This is a genomic window from Sulfurimonas sp. HSL-3221 (genome assembly GCF_021044585.1).
In the GTDB taxonomy this organism is placed as follows: domain Bacteria; phylum Campylobacterota; class Campylobacteria; order Campylobacterales; family Sulfurimonadaceae; genus Thiomicrolovo; species Thiomicrolovo sulfuroxydans.
In genome coordinates this window covers 1,921,937-1,935,777 of the sequence record NZ_CP087998.1, presented here as the reverse complement: position 1 = coordinate 1,935,777, position 13,841 = coordinate 1,921,937, and the positions used below count along the sequence as shown (strand labels likewise).

General features: G+C 52.1%; 18 protein-coding genes and 1 tRNA gene. 13 read left to right on the top strand and 6 right to left on the bottom strand.

Translation table 11 applies throughout. The features are described from left to right. The first annotated feature begins 7 nt into the window (after window positions 1-7). The 3 genes from LOH54_RS09980 to LOH54_RS09970 all read left to right on the top strand — a co-directional run bounded on the left by LOH54_RS09980 (window position 8) and on the right by LOH54_RS09970 (window position 1,378). Entirely contained in the window at window positions 8-337 is a 330-nt protein-coding gene (locus LOH54_RS09980) for a glutaredoxin family protein (protein WP_231018903.1), read from the top strand. A gap of 74 nt (window positions 338-411) precedes the next feature. Then, complete coding sequence (locus tag LOH54_RS09975; protein ID WP_231018901.1) at window positions 412-1,065, top strand: class I SAM-dependent methyltransferase; 654 nt, start codon at window positions 412-414, stop codon at window positions 1,063-1,065. A 94-nt stretch (window positions 1,066-1,159) separates the two neighbouring features. Further along, window positions 1,160-1,378: a hypothetical protein gene (locus LOH54_RS09970; RefSeq protein WP_231018899.1), complete on the top strand. Its 219-nt coding sequence runs from the start codon at window positions 1,160-1,162 to the stop codon at window positions 1,376-1,378. A gap of 196 nt (window positions 1,379-1,574) precedes the next feature. Here LOH54_RS09970 and LOH54_RS09965 read toward each other — a convergent pair whose 3' ends face one another. Continuing rightward, the gene (locus LOH54_RS09965; RefSeq protein ID WP_231018898.1) at window positions 1,575-2,792 is read right to left on the bottom strand and encodes a hypothetical protein; all 1,218 of its coding nucleotides are present in this window, start codon (window positions 2,790-2,792) and stop codon (window positions 1,575-1,577) included. Window positions 2,793-2,936: 144 nt separating this feature from the next. On the opposite strand from LOH54_RS09965, the gene LOH54_RS09960 reads away from it, so the two are divergent. Continuing rightward, a complete protein-coding gene (locus tag LOH54_RS09960; protein ID WP_231018897.1) occupies window positions 2,937-4,772 on the top strand; it encodes a 7TM diverse intracellular signaling domain-containing protein in 1,836 nt (611 codons plus the stop codon). Next, complete coding sequence (locus tag LOH54_RS09955; protein ID WP_231018896.1) at window positions 4,765-5,451, top strand: response regulator; 687 nt, start codon at window positions 4,765-4,767, stop codon at window positions 5,449-5,451. Before LOH54_RS09960 ends, LOH54_RS09955 begins: the two co-directional genes overlap by 8 nt. Window positions 5,452-5,681: 230 nt before the next feature. On the opposite strand, the gene LOH54_RS09950 is transcribed toward LOH54_RS09955, so the two are convergent. Beyond that, window positions 5,682-5,758: transfer RNA gene (locus tag LOH54_RS09950), tRNA-Met, on the bottom strand. A gap of 220 nt (window positions 5,759-5,978) precedes the next feature. Here LOH54_RS09950 and groES point away from each other — a divergent pair. Continuing rightward, window positions 5,979-6,239, top strand: coding sequence for a co-chaperone GroES (groES, locus tag LOH54_RS09945; protein ID WP_231018895.1), 261 nt, complete (start codon window positions 5,979-5,981; stop codon window positions 6,237-6,239). 19 nt (window positions 6,240-6,258) lie between these two features. Beyond that, window positions 6,259-7,896, top strand: a complete 1,638-nt coding sequence (groL, locus tag LOH54_RS09940; RefSeq protein WP_231018894.1) for a chaperonin GroEL — start codon at window positions 6,259-6,261, stop codon at window positions 7,894-7,896. Window positions 7,897-8,218: 322 nt separating this feature from the next. Here groL and LOH54_RS09935 read toward each other — a convergent pair whose 3' ends face one another. The 4 genes from LOH54_RS09935 to LOH54_RS09920 form a co-directional block, all read right to left on the bottom strand. Further along, entirely contained in the window at window positions 8,219-8,458 is a 240-nt protein-coding gene (locus LOH54_RS09935; RefSeq protein WP_231018892.1) for a DUF3862 domain-containing protein, read from the bottom strand. Window positions 8,459-8,541: 83 nt separating this feature from the next. Continuing rightward, window positions 8,542-8,982: a hypothetical protein gene (locus LOH54_RS09930; protein ID WP_231018891.1), complete on the bottom strand. Its 441-nt coding sequence runs from the start codon at window positions 8,980-8,982 to the stop codon at window positions 8,542-8,544. 12 nt (window positions 8,983-8,994) lie between these two features. Further along, window positions 8,995-9,471, bottom strand: coding sequence for a hypothetical protein (locus LOH54_RS09925; RefSeq protein ID WP_231018890.1), 477 nt, complete (start codon window positions 9,469-9,471; stop codon window positions 8,995-8,997). Between the two features lie 62 nt (window positions 9,472-9,533). After that, complete coding sequence (locus LOH54_RS09920; protein WP_231018889.1) at window positions 9,534-9,737, bottom strand: RNA-binding S4 domain-containing protein; 204 nt, start codon at window positions 9,735-9,737, stop codon at window positions 9,534-9,536. A gap of 103 nt (window positions 9,738-9,840) precedes the next feature. On the opposite strand from LOH54_RS09920, the gene LOH54_RS09915 reads away from it, so the two are divergent. The 6 genes from LOH54_RS09915 to LOH54_RS09890 are packed head-to-tail and all read left to right on the top strand — an operon-like array spanning window position 9,841 to window position 13,786. Further along, window positions 9,841-10,284, top strand: coding sequence for a hypothetical protein (locus LOH54_RS09915; RefSeq protein ID WP_231018888.1), 444 nt, complete (start codon window positions 9,841-9,843; stop codon window positions 10,282-10,284). A gap of 52 nt (window positions 10,285-10,336) precedes the next feature. Then, window positions 10,337-10,792 carry a YchJ family protein gene (locus tag LOH54_RS09910; protein ID WP_231018887.1) on the top strand — a complete coding sequence of 152 codons (456 nt, stop codon included), beginning with the start codon at window positions 10,337-10,339 and terminating at the stop codon, window positions 10,790-10,792. 30 nt (window positions 10,793-10,822) lie between these two features. Next, window positions 10,823-12,427 carry an ABC-F family ATP-binding cassette domain-containing protein gene (locus LOH54_RS09905; protein ID WP_231018886.1) on the top strand — a complete coding sequence of 535 codons (1,605 nt, stop codon included), beginning with the start codon at window positions 10,823-10,825 and terminating at the stop codon, window positions 12,425-12,427. Further along, a complete protein-coding gene (locus LOH54_RS09900; protein ID WP_231018884.1) occupies window positions 12,414-13,247 on the top strand; it encodes a DUF5718 family protein in 834 nt (277 codons plus the stop codon). The genes LOH54_RS09905 and LOH54_RS09900 overlap by 14 nt, the downstream gene beginning before the upstream one ends. Beyond that, window positions 13,240-13,464, top strand: a complete 225-nt coding sequence (locus LOH54_RS09895) for a DUF1653 domain-containing protein (RefSeq protein WP_231018883.1) — start codon at window positions 13,240-13,242, stop codon at window positions 13,462-13,464. The genes LOH54_RS09900 and LOH54_RS09895 overlap by 8 nt, the downstream gene beginning before the upstream one ends. After that, complete coding sequence (locus LOH54_RS09890) at window positions 13,451-13,786, top strand: SUI1 family translation initiation factor (RefSeq protein WP_231018882.1); 336 nt, start codon at window positions 13,451-13,453, stop codon at window positions 13,784-13,786. The genes LOH54_RS09895 and LOH54_RS09890 overlap by 14 nt, the downstream gene beginning before the upstream one ends. The last annotated feature ends 55 nt before the right edge of the window (window positions 13,787-13,841 follow it).

Sequence of the window (13,841 nt, the reverse complement as noted above, 5' to 3'; positions counted from 1 at the left end):
CAGAGCAATGGCGGAGAAACCCAAAAGCAGACCGCAGGGGAAAAAGCCGGGAGGTGCCAGGCCTGCCGCTTCAAAAGCCGGCGGCAAGCCGAAGCCCACAAGCCAGAAGCCCGTAGCCCTCTTTACGGCGCCGGGCTGCTCCTGGTGCGATAAGGCCAAGAAGTACCTCAAGAACAAAGGCATCAGGTTCCGCACCATCGACATCTCCAAAGACGCCAAGGCGGCCAAGGACTGCATGCGCCACGGCTGCCGCGGCGTCCCGGTCGTGCTCATCGGCAACCGCTGGATCTGCGGCTTCGACCAGAAGAACATCGACAAAGAGCTGGGGCTCTCCTAAAGCTCCGGAGCTGATTCTGTTGCCGAGGGTACGCTCGTATCACCGGTATCACCAGTGAACGCGAAAGGAACCATATGGCGAAGACGGCAGAAGGCGTAGAAAAAAGTGCGGCAGACGCGTTTCGCAAGGAACACTGGGAGAACCTTTTCAGGTCAAAAACCTATACCGATGTCTTATGGCATCAAACCACGCCTGCCAAATCCCTAGCGCAGATAGAGCGATTTGCACAACCGGATGACGCAATCATCGATGTGGGCTGCGGAGCCTCCTTGCTGGTCGACAATCTTATCGCGAAAGGGTATCGCGACCTCTGTCTGTTGGATGCCTCCGAAGCGTCGCTGCAGATCGTGCGGGATCGGCTGGCGTCGGATGCGGACATCCCCGTCTATGTCTGTTCGGATATCGTCAATCTTAACCCTCAGAAGCAGTTCCGGGTTTGGCATGACAGGGCGATGTTCCACTTCCTGCAGGATGCGACAGAGCGCCGTCAATATTTTGAAATAATGCATGCCTCCCTGCTGCCCGGCGGCACCGCCGTTATCAACACCTTTGCCGCTGACGGGGAAACCGAATGTGCCGGTTTGAGTACGATACGCTATGATCGGGAAAGGATGGCGGCGGAACTCCCTGTAGGTCTGCAGCTTATCGAGGCCGAGGATTTTGTCCATACGACGCCGAAGAATACGGCACAAAACTACGCAGCTTTCTATATCAGGAAAACATGCTAAATAGGTGATGGCAGCATGCCAATGATGTAAAAGGGCACGCTTCGAACATAATCTGCAGTCTAGTAATTCGCATATTCAAATCAAAGGAAACTAAATGTCAAGTCATCATCAGAAAATACTCATAAGAAGTATTGAACAGCGTCTTCAGCATATCGACATGGCGTTTGAAAACCTGAACAAAATCGGCACGTACGATCGCGACGATTTCTATTTTGATGAACCGGAAATAAGAGAAAAATATGTCCAGGTGCGTGAGTCGTTAAAGGAGATACGCAATTATCTGAATGACGCTGTAATGAAACTTGAAAAATGAGAGAAAATAGGTATATACGATTTTGTAAAAAACACTAATGACGTTATGTCCTATGTCACATGTAATTGCAAGGGGATGAGAATGACCCCGAAGCACAAGACATTCGTTGACAAAGACAAACGGCGAGAGGAAGCAGCATTACTTCCCACACCGCATGTCGTTGACATGTGGCGACAGGAAAGATCTCATCAAACAATTAGAATGACTGCCAACCTGTTTGATATTCGTTATGATTGGCATCTTCCAGACGCATCCCCCAAGTTGCAAGCATCGAGATAGTCCAGGTGTACGATGTTTCGGGAGTATCTTGATTGGTGAAAGTAATCGTATTTCCGCTATAGGTAATGTAGAGGTGAACCGTCTCGTTAGAAGAACCATTCATTATCAATACATCTGCATTTTCCCCGTCAACGCTAAGGTGAAATTGAATGCCTCCTTCTATTGGTTCACCAGTATAAGAGACGCCCATCAATTCGAATTCTTTTCCTGCTAGTGATGCAGAAATAACATCGGAGTAAGCGTCCTCCTGATTCGTGAAGTAGAGTTTCCCCTGGGTTGTATCCATATAGGTGTCGGTGATGGCCAGTACCACAAAGGTTTTTGTTTCTTCCCCTGTAACGGTAAAGTACCCGTCACTATAGCCGATCTTCATCTTGCCGGACCACGACCCCCAATAATCAACACCGGACATTTTTGCACTTAACCCGTCCGCAGCGAAGATCCACTCCTGTTTTGAACTTGTTTCATCTGAACTAAAGTACAGCTCTCCATCCTGGATCAATTGTGCATACAGTGAGGGGTAAACAGTTTTACCCGCCAGAGCAGCTTTGATGTCATCGGCACTAAACTCATCGTTGGGAATAGCGGCATCCAGTGCACTCATTGCCGTCGTTTCGTCTACAATGTTTTTTCCCAGTGCAGTTGAGACGATAGCGTCGAAGTCGGGATCATCCAGTGCGACACTCAACGTCCCCATTGCGTCAAACATGGCACCGCTCTGTTCGATTGTTATTCCATTGGATACATCACCGTCCGAATCAAGGGTCTGCAACAGCTGGGCGATATTGGTGACGACGACAGGATCGGTACTCAGATCATAGGGCGTTAGCAAATTGGAAAAAGCAGTGGAGCCGATGCTGTAGCCATTAATGCTGAATTCGATTGTTTGATTGTCTTCTTGGCATGTGTACGAACCAACTGGATCGGTAAATGGCAATGGATCATCCAAACTGGTTTGAGACTGTGGATCAAAACAGGAGTAGGATAACCCAGCAACCGCAGGACCTAAAAATTTTCCTATGAAGATGGTTGCTCCATCTTCAGAATCTCCATCACCACCTGAACCTCCGCCAACACAGGCTGTCAATAGCATTACTATCGGTACTAGAACGATAAGACCTTGCATCATTTTCATGTGCGCTCCTTTATATTCTCTTTTCCCAATTGTATGCACTGCACGTCACATATGGTGTCACATGAGAGCAGGGTGGATAGTTTTAAATAATTGTTATATTATGATCAGGTATATTGTTTCAGTGTAAAAATATGAAGATCCATTATGAAAATATTTCTCCTTGTACTTGGTATATTGTTGTCAAGCCAAGCTTTTGCGATCGATGTCACAGAAGATGTAGGAACGATTGACGTACTCTCTCAGAGTCAGGTTTTTATCGATCATTCCAATAAGGTGGCTATAGATAGCATTGATCGCTATGAAGATGAATTCACTAGGAATGAATCTAACATCCTCCAATACGGCTTAGCTCCTGGGTTCACGGTATGGGTAAAATTCGAACTCTCCAATAACTCAGATGTTCCTGTCAAAAAGTTGTTGAAATACGCCAATCCGGTCACGACTAATCTCACTCTTTTTAGCGAGAACGAGGCACGGCATGAAGGGCTCTTTCATGTCGCGGATGATCGGATGACGACTACCCCTGTCTTTCAGATTGTTTTGCCCGCTCACACGCAGCGTACATACTACCTGAAAGCCTACTCTCTCATCTTACCGTTGACCCTGGGAATGGCACTTGACGATCCGCAATACTATTACAAAGAAGAGATGCGGCATCAGCGCAACATCGCCCTCTTTTTCGGGGGGATGGCCGTACTATTTTTGTATAACCTGTTTATTTTCTTCTTTACCCGGGACGTAAGCTATTTATACTATATTGGCTTTTTACTCGGCGCAGTACTCAACCAGGCCCATGTTACCGGTTACTTCTATCTTCTTTTCCCGCAAACTATTATTACCGTTATAGGCATTTACGGCATACCGTTTATCATAGCCCTGCTGGTTTTGACCAGCGCGCTTTTTGTACAGACTTTTATCAATACCAGGCAGTATCCCTTGCCGCATCAGATCTATAAAGTATTGCTGTACCCGGTGCCGTTCGTTGCGCTGTTGTTCTTTACGGGCAAATTGGCACAGCTCGACTTGTTCTATTTCCTGATCGTGCAGCTTTATACGGCGTTCATCACTCTCTATGCGGCAATTAGGCGCAACCGGCAGGCTTACTTTATCTTGGCAGGACAGGCTTGTATTGCTGTTGTGTATATTCTTGTCGTACTGGATTCTACAGGGATCTATTCTATTGCCAAAGTATTCAAGTACCCGGCTGAAACAGGTCTGCTCTTGGAAGCCCTGATTTTTTCTATTGCCCTTGCCGACCGTTTGAGACAGCTGCAGAAGCAGAAAAACAGACTCAATGCCCGACTGATCAACCAGCAACGTAGCGAAGAGATACGACTTAAATACCTGATTGAACAACGTACGAGCGAACTGAAGAAGGCTTTAGAAGAAAAGGCGTTGCTTTACAAGGAGATCCATCACCGTGTTAAAAACAATATGCAGCTGATACTCTCTTTCTTAAACCTACAGGGGAATATGACGCAAGAAAAGAGAGTACGCGATCTTTTGCAGGTCTCTCAGAGCCGTATAAAAGCGATGAGCCATCTGCATGAGCTGCTTTATATGCAGGAAAATATGACGCATATCGATGCACAAACTTATTTCGAACGGATCATCGCAGACCTGAAAAACGTGCTACAGGCTTCAGGAAAAGATATTACCGTTACCTACAGCATCGAGACCACTATTCCATTGCAGCAGGCAATCTATTGCGGTCTTATTCTCAATGAGCTGGTTTCCAACAGTATGAAACATGCATTTGATGGAAATAAAGGCAAAATAGATATCAGTCTAAAACGCGAAGGTGACTTGTATACGCTGATCGTTAAAGACAATGGAAAAGGGAATACAGCCAGAAGTTCCAGTACGTCGCTGGGGCTAAAGATTGTTGATATTTTGGTGACGCTGCAACTTAAAGGAAGTATCGATACCCAAAGCCGAAAGGGTGTGACCCATACTATTATCTGGAAAAGCAATGAATGAGTGCTCGATCCTAATCGTAGAAGATGAAGCTATTGTTGCGTTTGACCTCGCAGGGATTTTAGAAAAATTGGGATACAAGGTCACCGGTTACCTGTCAGAATTCGATGAAGTTGTTCGGCAAATCCAAAAAGAGCTACCGGACCTTGTTTTGATGGATATCAATCTTAATGCGTCGTATGACGGTATAGATATGGCCGAATTTTTACTTGAAAAGTACAATATCCCTGTTCTTTATATTACTGCCAATAGTGATGAATGTACCGTCGAGCGTGCAGCGAAGACACAACCGTTAGGATATATTCTCAAACCGTTCTGTGAGAATGATATCAGAACGAATTTGCAATTGGCGCAATACAAACTTAATAGACAAAAAAAGTATCAACCCGTTTCCAACTTGTTTCATCTAGGAGAAGGATACTCTTTTGACAGGGCAAGTGAAAAGCTCTACCACTGCAACGTAACTGTTCCCCTGGGGAAGAATGAATTGCAACTGCTTTTGCTTCTCATTGATGCCAACGGGGGGACAGTGACCTTCGAAATGATCGAAAATCTCATTTATCAAGACAATCCAATAAGCACATCGACTGTCCGGACACTTATATACCGGCTGCGTACAAAACTTAATTGCTCATGCATTGAAACGGTGTCGGGTATAGGCTGCAAAATCAGTCTAGAATGATGCTTTCTATGAATAGATACTGGGTAATATTGTACCCCTCACAAATATACCGAAAGAACTGCTTGAAGGCTTGTAGCTCATTGATGCCGAAGAACGAGAAGGCTTCTTATATCAGGAAAACACTCGGAGTAGATGCCGGTAGTATGCCGCTGGTGCGTCAAAAGAGCACGAATCGGATGCGTTTAAAATGCATAGGTTTGAAAGTCTGAAAAAAGGAAAATTGATTAGGATGGTGTCAAGAGAGAGACTTGAACTCTCGACCTCCGGCTTATGAGACCAGCGCTCTAACCAGCTGAGCTACCTTGACATCCGTTTGAAAGACCGAAATTATAGTTTCAGAGTCCTTAGATTTTCCTAAAAGTATGCCTCTTGTTTTCGGCAATAGTTTAGCTAAACAGTTTATATGGTAAACGGCTAACTATTCTTTAGCCAAATAGACTAAAGTTCTTGACAATTAAATGCCTATCAAGTAAAATTAGCGCGTAAAAAATATGGCACATCGTGCTTTGTATCGCAAAGGAGAACACATGAACTTTCAACCACTTGGTAACCGTGTGCTTGTCGAGCGCGTGGAAGACGCTCAGACCACCGCTTCGGGGATTATCATCCCGGACAACGCAAAAGAGAAACCTTCCCAGGGCAAGATCGTAGCAATAGGCGGCGACGTGGAGACCATTACTGTCGGCGATACTGTTGTCTTTGGCAAGTATTCCGGTAACGAGCTCTCGCTTGACGGTCAGGAGTATCTCATCATGGATGCAGACGACATTTTTGGAATTATCAAATAAATTTTAGAGGAGACAGAAAATGGCAAAAGAGATTCATTTTTCGGATGAAGCACGCAATACTCTCGCCGCAGGCGTACAGAAGCTGACGGACGCGGTCAAGGTCACCATGGGACCGCGCGGACGCAACGTCCTGATCCAGAAAAGTTTCGGTTCTCCGAACATCACCAAAGACGGTGTTTCCGTCGCCCGTGAGATCGAACTGAAAGATCCGCTCGAAGACATGGGCGCGCAGCTGGTTAAGCAGGTCGCCTCCAACACGGCCGACGAGGCGGGTGACGGTACGACGACGGCGACGGTCCTTGCCAACGCCATCTTCCAGGAAGGCCTGCGCAACATCACCGCAGGCGCGAACCCGGTAGAGGTCAAGCGCGGTATGGACAAGGCGACCGAAGCGATCCTCGCCGAGCTCAAAGCCATCTCCAAATCCATCAAGGACAAAACAGAGATCGCCCAGGTGGCGACGATCTCCGCGAACTCCGACAGCGAAATCGGCAACATGATCGCCGAAGCGATGGAAAAAGTCGGTCAGGACGGTGTTATTACCGTTGAAGAGGCAAAGGGTATCAGTGATGAACTCGACGTCGTCGAGGGGATGCAGTTCGACCGCGGCTATCTCAGTCCCTACTTCATCACCAACAGCGAGAAGATGATCGCGGAGATCGAAAACCCGTTCATCCTGCTCTTCGACCAGAAGATCAGCAACCTCAAAGACCTGCTTCCGGTCCTCGAGCAGATTCAGAAAACGAACCGTCCGCTGCTCATCATCGCGGAAGACGTCGAAGGCGAAGCGCTGGCGACTCTCGTTGTCAACAAACTGCGCGGCATTCTCAACATCTCCGCGGTTAAAGCACCGGGCTTCGGTGACCGCCGCAAGGCGATGCTGCAGGATATCGCTATTCTCACCGGCGGCCAGGTGATCTCCGAGGAGATCGGACGCACGCTGGAGTCCGCGAACCTTGCCGACCTCGGCCAGGCGTCCCGCGTCGTCATCGACAAGGACAACACGACCATCGTCGACGGTATCGGCGACAGCGCGGCGGTCCAGGCGCGTATCAACGAGATCAAGACGCAGATCGAAGCGACGACCTCCGAGTACGACAAAGAGAAGCTCCAGGAACGCCTGGCGAAGCTCTCCGGCGGTGTGGCGGTTATCAAAGTCGGTGCCGCGACAGAGACGGAAATGAAAGAGAAGAAAGACCGCGTCGACGATGCCCTTTCCGCGACGAAAGCCGCCGTGGAAGAGGGGATCGTTATCGGGGGCGGTGCTGCGCTGATCCGTGCCGCGTCCAAGGTGCAGCTCGACCTCGAAGGCGACCAGAAGATCGGCTACGAGATCATCCTGCGCGCCGTTAAAGCACCGGTCAAGCAGATTGCTGCCAATGCGGGCTTTGACACGGGCGTCGTCGTCAACGGTATCGAGACGGCTGCGAGCGAGAACGTCGGCTTTAATGCGGCAACAGGCGAGTATGTCGACATGTTCGAAGCGGGCATCATCGACCCGCTCAAAGTCGAGCGCGTCGCCCTGACAAACGCGACTTCCGTCTCCAGCCTCCTGCTGACGACGGAAGCGACGATCCACGAGATCCCGGAAGAGAAGCCGGCCGCACCGGATATGGGCGGCATGGGCGGCATGGGCGGTATGCCGGGTATGATGTGAGTTCGGAACAATAAACGCCAACTTCTTGGCGTTTATCCGAACGAAACCAGAAGCGATGTGCCGAAGGCACCGCTGGCGGCTTGAAATCAATAGCCCAACATTGCAAAAAACGTCAACTTGCTGTCAAAGAGTGATAGCTTCTACTTCCCTATTTCGACTTCACCGTTTTTATCTTTTCAATGATCAAATCAAAGATGACCGTTATACCGGCATGTTATGTCTGGAGCATTCGCGCGGAAACAAAGATGTAGAAGGGGGCTTGCTAAGGATATAAGTGTGTTGGGCTTCCGCTCCCATCGGAAGCAGAGGAGGGGAGAAAGGGTTACTTCAGCCCTTTGGCCGAGGTGAACGTCACCTGGTCGGAGATAAACTTGATATCGATCACGGCACCGTCGCTTTTCCACTGGCAACTGCTGATGCCGAGGGTCTCCGAACACCCCTTGGGTTTGCCGATCAGTTTGACGACTTCGTCGTAGCTCATGCCGGACTCGATTTTGTCGTAGTTCTCTTTGGTGACTTTGCTGCAGCCGCTGACGAGAACGATAAGGGCAGCGAGGATCATGAAGCGTTTATACAAGAGGATTCCTTTGTCGTGGTAGTGGCAAAATTATAACACGTTGGGGCCCGATAAGGGCAGGGGCCGCGTTAGGCCGTTTCGTATGCGTAGGTCCAGCCCGTCAGCTGTTTCTCTTTGACTTCCGGGAAGTTGTCGGAGTCGGCTTCGAAATCCATCACGAACATGACCGTCGAGGGGAGGCGCATTTTGTCTTCCGGTTTGAAGACGTGCAGCGGCATCGGCGTTTCCTGATTTGTCACGGCGAAGGCGACGCGGTCGGGCTGGCTGAAGAGGTCGGCAATATCGCGGAAACCGTACTGGTCGGCGAACTTCTCGAGGACGGCCTGCTGGATGTCTGCGGGCAGCATGTCGACGGTGTTGAGAAAAAGCGTGAAGTGGATCGGCGCTTTGGCGTTGTCGCGTACGGCGGGGGCTGCCATGACGATGTACTCGACGCCTTCGAGGTGCGCAGCGATCTCTGTCGGGTTGAGGTACTGTTCGGTTTTGAGGGCCGGGTGTTCCTGCGTCATCATCTTTTGCCTTTATTTCATCAGGGGTTCGAGCACACCGGCAATGCCCGTGTGCAGGTTGTAGTGCGCGATCGGGAAGTCGAGCGCTTCGTTCTCGAGGTTGACCGTGTAGCCGCTAAGGTAGGTGCCGAGCTCGGTCAGGTCGACGGGGGTATAGGCTGCGCAGGCTTCGCCCGGGAGGGAGGTGCGGAGCAGCCGGCCGGCTTCGTTGCTTTTTTGCAGCGTAAATGCCAGGGTCTTGAGGCTGACCAGGTCGCACCAGCGCAGGAGGAGCGCAGGCGTCAAAGCGGGCTGGGGCTTGCCTTCGGGATCGAAAAGCAGCCCCTGATCGCGCAGCGGCACGAGGACGGAAAGAACGGCATGCGCCAACGGCATGACCTTTTGCGACCAGAACGGCGATTCGTTCGCGTTGTCCAGGGCGACGTTCAGGGCGCTTTCAATGGTGTCGATTTTTTCCTCTGCGAGGAGTTGGGCAAATGTTTTAATCATGGCGCGATTATAGCAAAGCGGCCATTTAGAGGCGCATTAACACTCCGGAAAATAAACACGCCTCAGACGGTCTTAATGGTCACTTCGCCGATATGGATGGTTTCGCCGGGGCGGATCTTCGCCCGTTTGCGGGTTTCGACCTCGCCGTTGCGGTAGACCAGCTCGTTTTGAATCAGTTGTTTGGCCTGCCCGCCGCTGTCGACGAGGTCGAGCAGTTTAATGAGTTTATAGAGTTCAATGTACTCGTCTTCGATCTTGTAAGTCATACGGAATTATAGCCTGAATCCGGGGCTTTCGCGGTGGCATGAGAACCGTTTACCCTTTAACGGTAGACTGTTCCAATACAAAATTAACGGCAAGGGAGAATGTATGCGACCGGTCATGACAGTTATGGGCTCTTTGATTCTGGCGGGTAACCTACTGCTTGCCGTACCGCTGCGTCCGAATGCGGTGACGGTCCGTAACGCGGAGCAGTCTGAACATGAAGTGCGAAAGGCCGTTGCCGAAGCACTTGTTGCCAAAGGACTCGAAGCACAGAGCGCCCAGCAGATCGTGGCGGAGCGCTTTGCGCCGGAGAGTGGCAGCTTTGCGGTCGTTTATGCCCATTTCCGGATGCTCTTTCCCGAATACTCCAGTGACGCCGTCCTTTCCGAAATGGCCAGACGCGTCCTGCACGGCGAACGCCTGACCTTTGATGATTACGATCAGCTCGTCGGGATGCTGCACCGACTCGAAGGGGTTGCTCTGACCCCTTCCCACTACGAGCGCGCCCGCCACTGCGCGCTGCTGAACCGCTACCGTTCCCAAGCCTAGTTCTTTGACGGCATTGCATGGTATGATGCGGCCTTGATTTGAAGGAGGACGCATGCAGTGTTATTGCGGCAGCGGAAAAACGTTTGAAGCGTGCTGTGCGCCGCTGATAGACGGCATTGCGACGGCACCGGGGGCGGAAGCGCTGATGCGCTCCCGCTACAGTGCCTACGTCGTGGGAGCGGGGGAGTACCTTGTAGCGACGACCGTTCCTGAGAAGCAGGTTCCCGAGGATGCTGAACTGATCCGGCAGCATGCGGAGGCGACGAGGTGGCTTGGACTGGAAGTGCTCGATGCAAAAGAAGCCGACAGTGCGGCAACGGTGAGCTTCAAAGCCTACTACCGCGAAGGTGACGGTCCCATCAGGGTCCACCACGAAAAGAGCACCTTCCGCCGCATGGACGGCCGCTGGTACTATGACGAAGGCACCCTCTATGAAGCCTCCGTCGGGCGGAACGATCCCTGCCCCTGCGGCAGCGGAAAAAAATTCAAAAAGTGCTGTATGGTATAATCGCGAAAAAATTACAGAAGCGACGACATAATGGTACAAGTAACAAACCTGACAAAACGCTTCGGCAGCCGCGTGCTGTTCGAAGGCATCAACCTCAAACTCGACCCGCATAAACGCTACGGCCTGATCGGGGCCAACGGCGCGGGCAAAACGACCTTTCTCAAGATCCTCAGCGGCCAGGACAAAGAGTTTGAGGGCGAGATCTCCATCGAATCGGGACTGAAAGTCGGTGTCCTCGGACAGAACCAGTTCGCTTTCGAAGATTTCACCATCGCAGACGCGGTGCTTTACGGCAACAAGCGTCTCTATGATGCCATCAAAGAGAAAGAGGAGCTCTACACCAACGGCGATTTCGAAGACGACGCCGTCAACAACCGCCTGGCGGAGCTGGAAGTGATCAGTGTCGAGGAAGACCCAACGTACGAGTATGATGTCAACATCACGAAGATCCTCGAGAACGTCGGCATCCCGGCAGAAAATCATCACGACCTGATGTCCTCGCTGCCGAGCGGCGACAAGTTCAAGGTCCTGCTGGCCCAGGTCCTCTTCCCGAAACCGGACGTCCTCTTCCTCGACGAACCGACCAACAACCTCGATATCGAAACGATCAGCTGGCTCGAGAACGAACTGCAGCGCCACGAGGGAACGATGGTCGTCATCTCCCACGACCGCCACTTCCTCAACGCCGTCGTCACGAACATCCTCGACGTCGACTTCCAGAAGATCCGCGAATTTACCGGTACCTACGACGACTGGTACATCGCCGCAAACGTTATGGCGAAGCAGATGGAGATGGAGCGCGATAAGAAGCTGAAAGAAAAAGAGCAGCTCGAAGCCTTCGTCCGCCGCTTCTCCGCCAACGCCTCCAAAGCGAAGCAGGCGACGTCCCGCCAGAAGCAGCTTGAAAAGCTGGAGATCGAGGATATCAAGCCTTCCTCCCGCCGCGATCCGAGCATCGTCTTCAAAGCCAAGCGCCAGATGGGCGACGAAGCCCTGGACGTCCTTAATGTAAGCCACGACTACGGCGAGGGCCCGGTCCTGAACAACATCAGCCTCCATATCGAGCCAGGCGAGAAGATCGCGCTGATCGGCCCCAACGGTGTCGGTAAAACGACGCTCTGCCAGATTATCATGGAAGAGCTCAAGCCCAAAGAGGGGGAGGTGAAGTGGGGCGCGACCATCGAGCCGGGCTACTTCCCGCAGGATACGACCGACCGCATCAAGAGCAACGACACCCTCTATGACTGGCTGCGCGCTTTCGACCCGAAGGCGGACATCTCCGAGATCCGGAACTGTCTGGGGCGCATGCTTTTCAACGGCGAGCAGCAGGAGAAAGCGGCGACGAACATCTCTGGGGGTGAGAAGCACCGGATGATGCTGAGCAAACTGATGCTTGAAGGTCCGAACTTTCTTGTCATGGACGAACCGACCAACCACCTCGACCTCGAGGCGATCGTCGCGCTGGGCGAAGCGCTGTTCGAGTTTGACGGCAACGTCATCTGTGTCTCCCACGACCGCGAACTCCTCGATGCCTTCGCGTCGCGCATCATCGAGCTCAACCCTGACGGCACCTACAACGACTTCAAAGGCAGCTACGAAGAGTACGTTGAGGCGAAAGAGAATGGAAAACTTTAACGCCTACGCCGGGTTCGGCATCGCCGGAAACTTCGCCCTGCACCTGGAACAGGCCGGTGAAATAGAGGATTTCAAAAACCTCGAGGTCGCCGATGAAAACGGTCCCAAAGGGATCTTCCCTTTCTACATGCCGGGCCGCGACGGGCAGATCGGCGTCTACCCCCTCTCCTCCGGCACCATCAAACTGCCCGAAGACGCCGCGCTGAATGTCCAGGCGGAACCGGAAGTGGCACTGGAGTGCCGTCTGCGCTATGAAGATGGAAAGGTCGCTTCGATCACACCGGAGCGCTTCGCCCCCTACAACGACTGCTCTATCCGCCGCCCAGGGGCCAACAAGATCTCCGAAAAGAAGAACTGGGGTGCGATGAGCAAGGGACTCGGAGCGGAGATGACGCCCATTGACACCTTTGCCGAAGGCGGCGTGATGGACAGCTGGCACATCGCCTCCTTCCTGCGCCGCGGCAGCGAGCTGCACCGCTACGGCGAAGATGCCGCGCTCACAGGCTACAGCTATTTTCACGACAAGCTTACGGATTGGATCGTCAACCAGCTCAATACACAAACGGATACCGGCCCGCTGGAGCCGGTGCTCTCCTATCTTTCAGCGGCGGGGTACCCCGAGAAGATGATCATCAGCATCGGCGCGACGCGCTACACGGCTTACGGTGAGACGACTTTCCTGCAGGCGGGCGATGAGGTGATCGTCGTACTCTACGATACGCACTGCTGCGACGCCGACACCGTGATGGAGAGCATCGACGCGGGCGCTTACAAGGCGAACGGGATGCGTGTCCTCTCCCAGAAGGTCGTCGGTGCTTAAACCGGGCCGCTACCAGCACTACAAGGGGAACCACTACGAAGTGATCGGCGTAGCTAAACACTCCGAGACGGAGGAGGAGCTTGTTGTCTACCGTGCCCTCTACGGCGAACACGGGCTCTGGGTCCGTCCGCTTTCCATGTTTACCGAATGCATCCCCCACGAAGGCGTCTGCATCAAACGGTTTGAATATATCGGAGAAGCCCATGAGCCGCGGTAAGAAGCTCGATCTCTTTATCGGCGGAGACCTTGGAAGCGGCTGGTCGGAAGTGCAAGAGCGTGAGGCGGAAACGCCGCAAGAGCTGCTTGCACCCGAAAAACACTTTCTCGTCTTCAAGCGCGAAAAGCGGCGGGGAAAAACCGTGACTCTGGTTGGCCCCTTTGCCCTGGAGAAAGGCGATGCGGAGGCACTGCTGAAGCGGCTGAAGAAAAAGCTGGGCTCCGGCGGCGGCTACAAGACGCCGTGGATGGAGTTCCAGGGCGAATGCAGCGACAAGCTGCGCACCCTCCTCGAAGCCGAAGCCTTCCGCTTCAAAAAATAGTCTTTAAAGGGCACCTCTAAAAACCCTGTACGGTCTCAGCGCTGCAGAGAAAGTT

Coding starts and splice junctions, on each gene's coding strand:
- LOH54_RS09980 (WP_231018903.1), top strand. CDS start 8: ATGGCGGAGAAACCCAAAAGCAGACCGCAGGGGAAAAAGCCGGGAGGT.
- LOH54_RS09975 (WP_231018901.1), top strand. CDS start 412: ATGGCGAAGACGGCAGAAGGCGTAGAAAAAAGTGCGGCAGACGCGTTT.
- LOH54_RS09970 (WP_231018899.1), top strand. CDS start 1,160: ATGTCAAGTCATCATCAGAAAATACTCATAAGAAGTATTGAACAGCGT.
- LOH54_RS09965 (WP_231018898.1), bottom strand. CDS start 2,792: ATGAAAATGATGCAAGGTCTTATCGTTCTAGTACCGATAGTAATGCTA.
- LOH54_RS09960 (WP_231018897.1), top strand. CDS start 2,937: ATGAAAATATTTCTCCTTGTACTTGGTATATTGTTGTCAAGCCAAGCT.
- LOH54_RS09955 (WP_231018896.1), top strand. CDS start 4,765: ATGAATGAGTGCTCGATCCTAATCGTAGAAGATGAAGCTATTGTTGCG.
- groES (WP_231018895.1), top strand. CDS start 5,979: ATGAACTTTCAACCACTTGGTAACCGTGTGCTTGTCGAGCGCGTGGAA.
- groL (WP_231018894.1), top strand. CDS start 6,259: ATGGCAAAAGAGATTCATTTTTCGGATGAAGCACGCAATACTCTCGCC.
- LOH54_RS09935 (WP_231018892.1), bottom strand. CDS start 8,458: ATGATCCTCGCTGCCCTTATCGTTCTCGTCAGCGGCTGCAGCAAAGTC.
- LOH54_RS09930 (WP_231018891.1), bottom strand. CDS start 8,982: ATGACGCAGGAACACCCGGCCCTCAAAACCGAACAGTACCTCAACCCG.
- LOH54_RS09925 (WP_231018890.1), bottom strand. CDS start 9,471: ATGATTAAAACATTTGCCCAACTCCTCGCAGAGGAAAAAATCGACACC.
- LOH54_RS09920 (WP_231018889.1), bottom strand. CDS start 9,737: ATGACTTACAAGATCGAAGACGAGTACATTGAACTCTATAAACTCATT.
- LOH54_RS09915 (WP_231018888.1), top strand. CDS start 9,841: ATGCGACCGGTCATGACAGTTATGGGCTCTTTGATTCTGGCGGGTAAC.
- LOH54_RS09910 (WP_231018887.1), top strand. CDS start 10,337: ATGCAGTGTTATTGCGGCAGCGGAAAAACGTTTGAAGCGTGCTGTGCG.
- LOH54_RS09905 (WP_231018886.1), top strand. CDS start 10,823: ATGGTACAAGTAACAAACCTGACAAAACGCTTCGGCAGCCGCGTGCTG.
- LOH54_RS09900 (WP_231018884.1), top strand. CDS start 12,414: ATGGAAAACTTTAACGCCTACGCCGGGTTCGGCATCGCCGGAAACTTC.
- LOH54_RS09890 (WP_231018882.1), top strand. CDS start 13,451: ATGAGCCGCGGTAAGAAGCTCGATCTCTTTATCGGCGGAGACCTTGGA.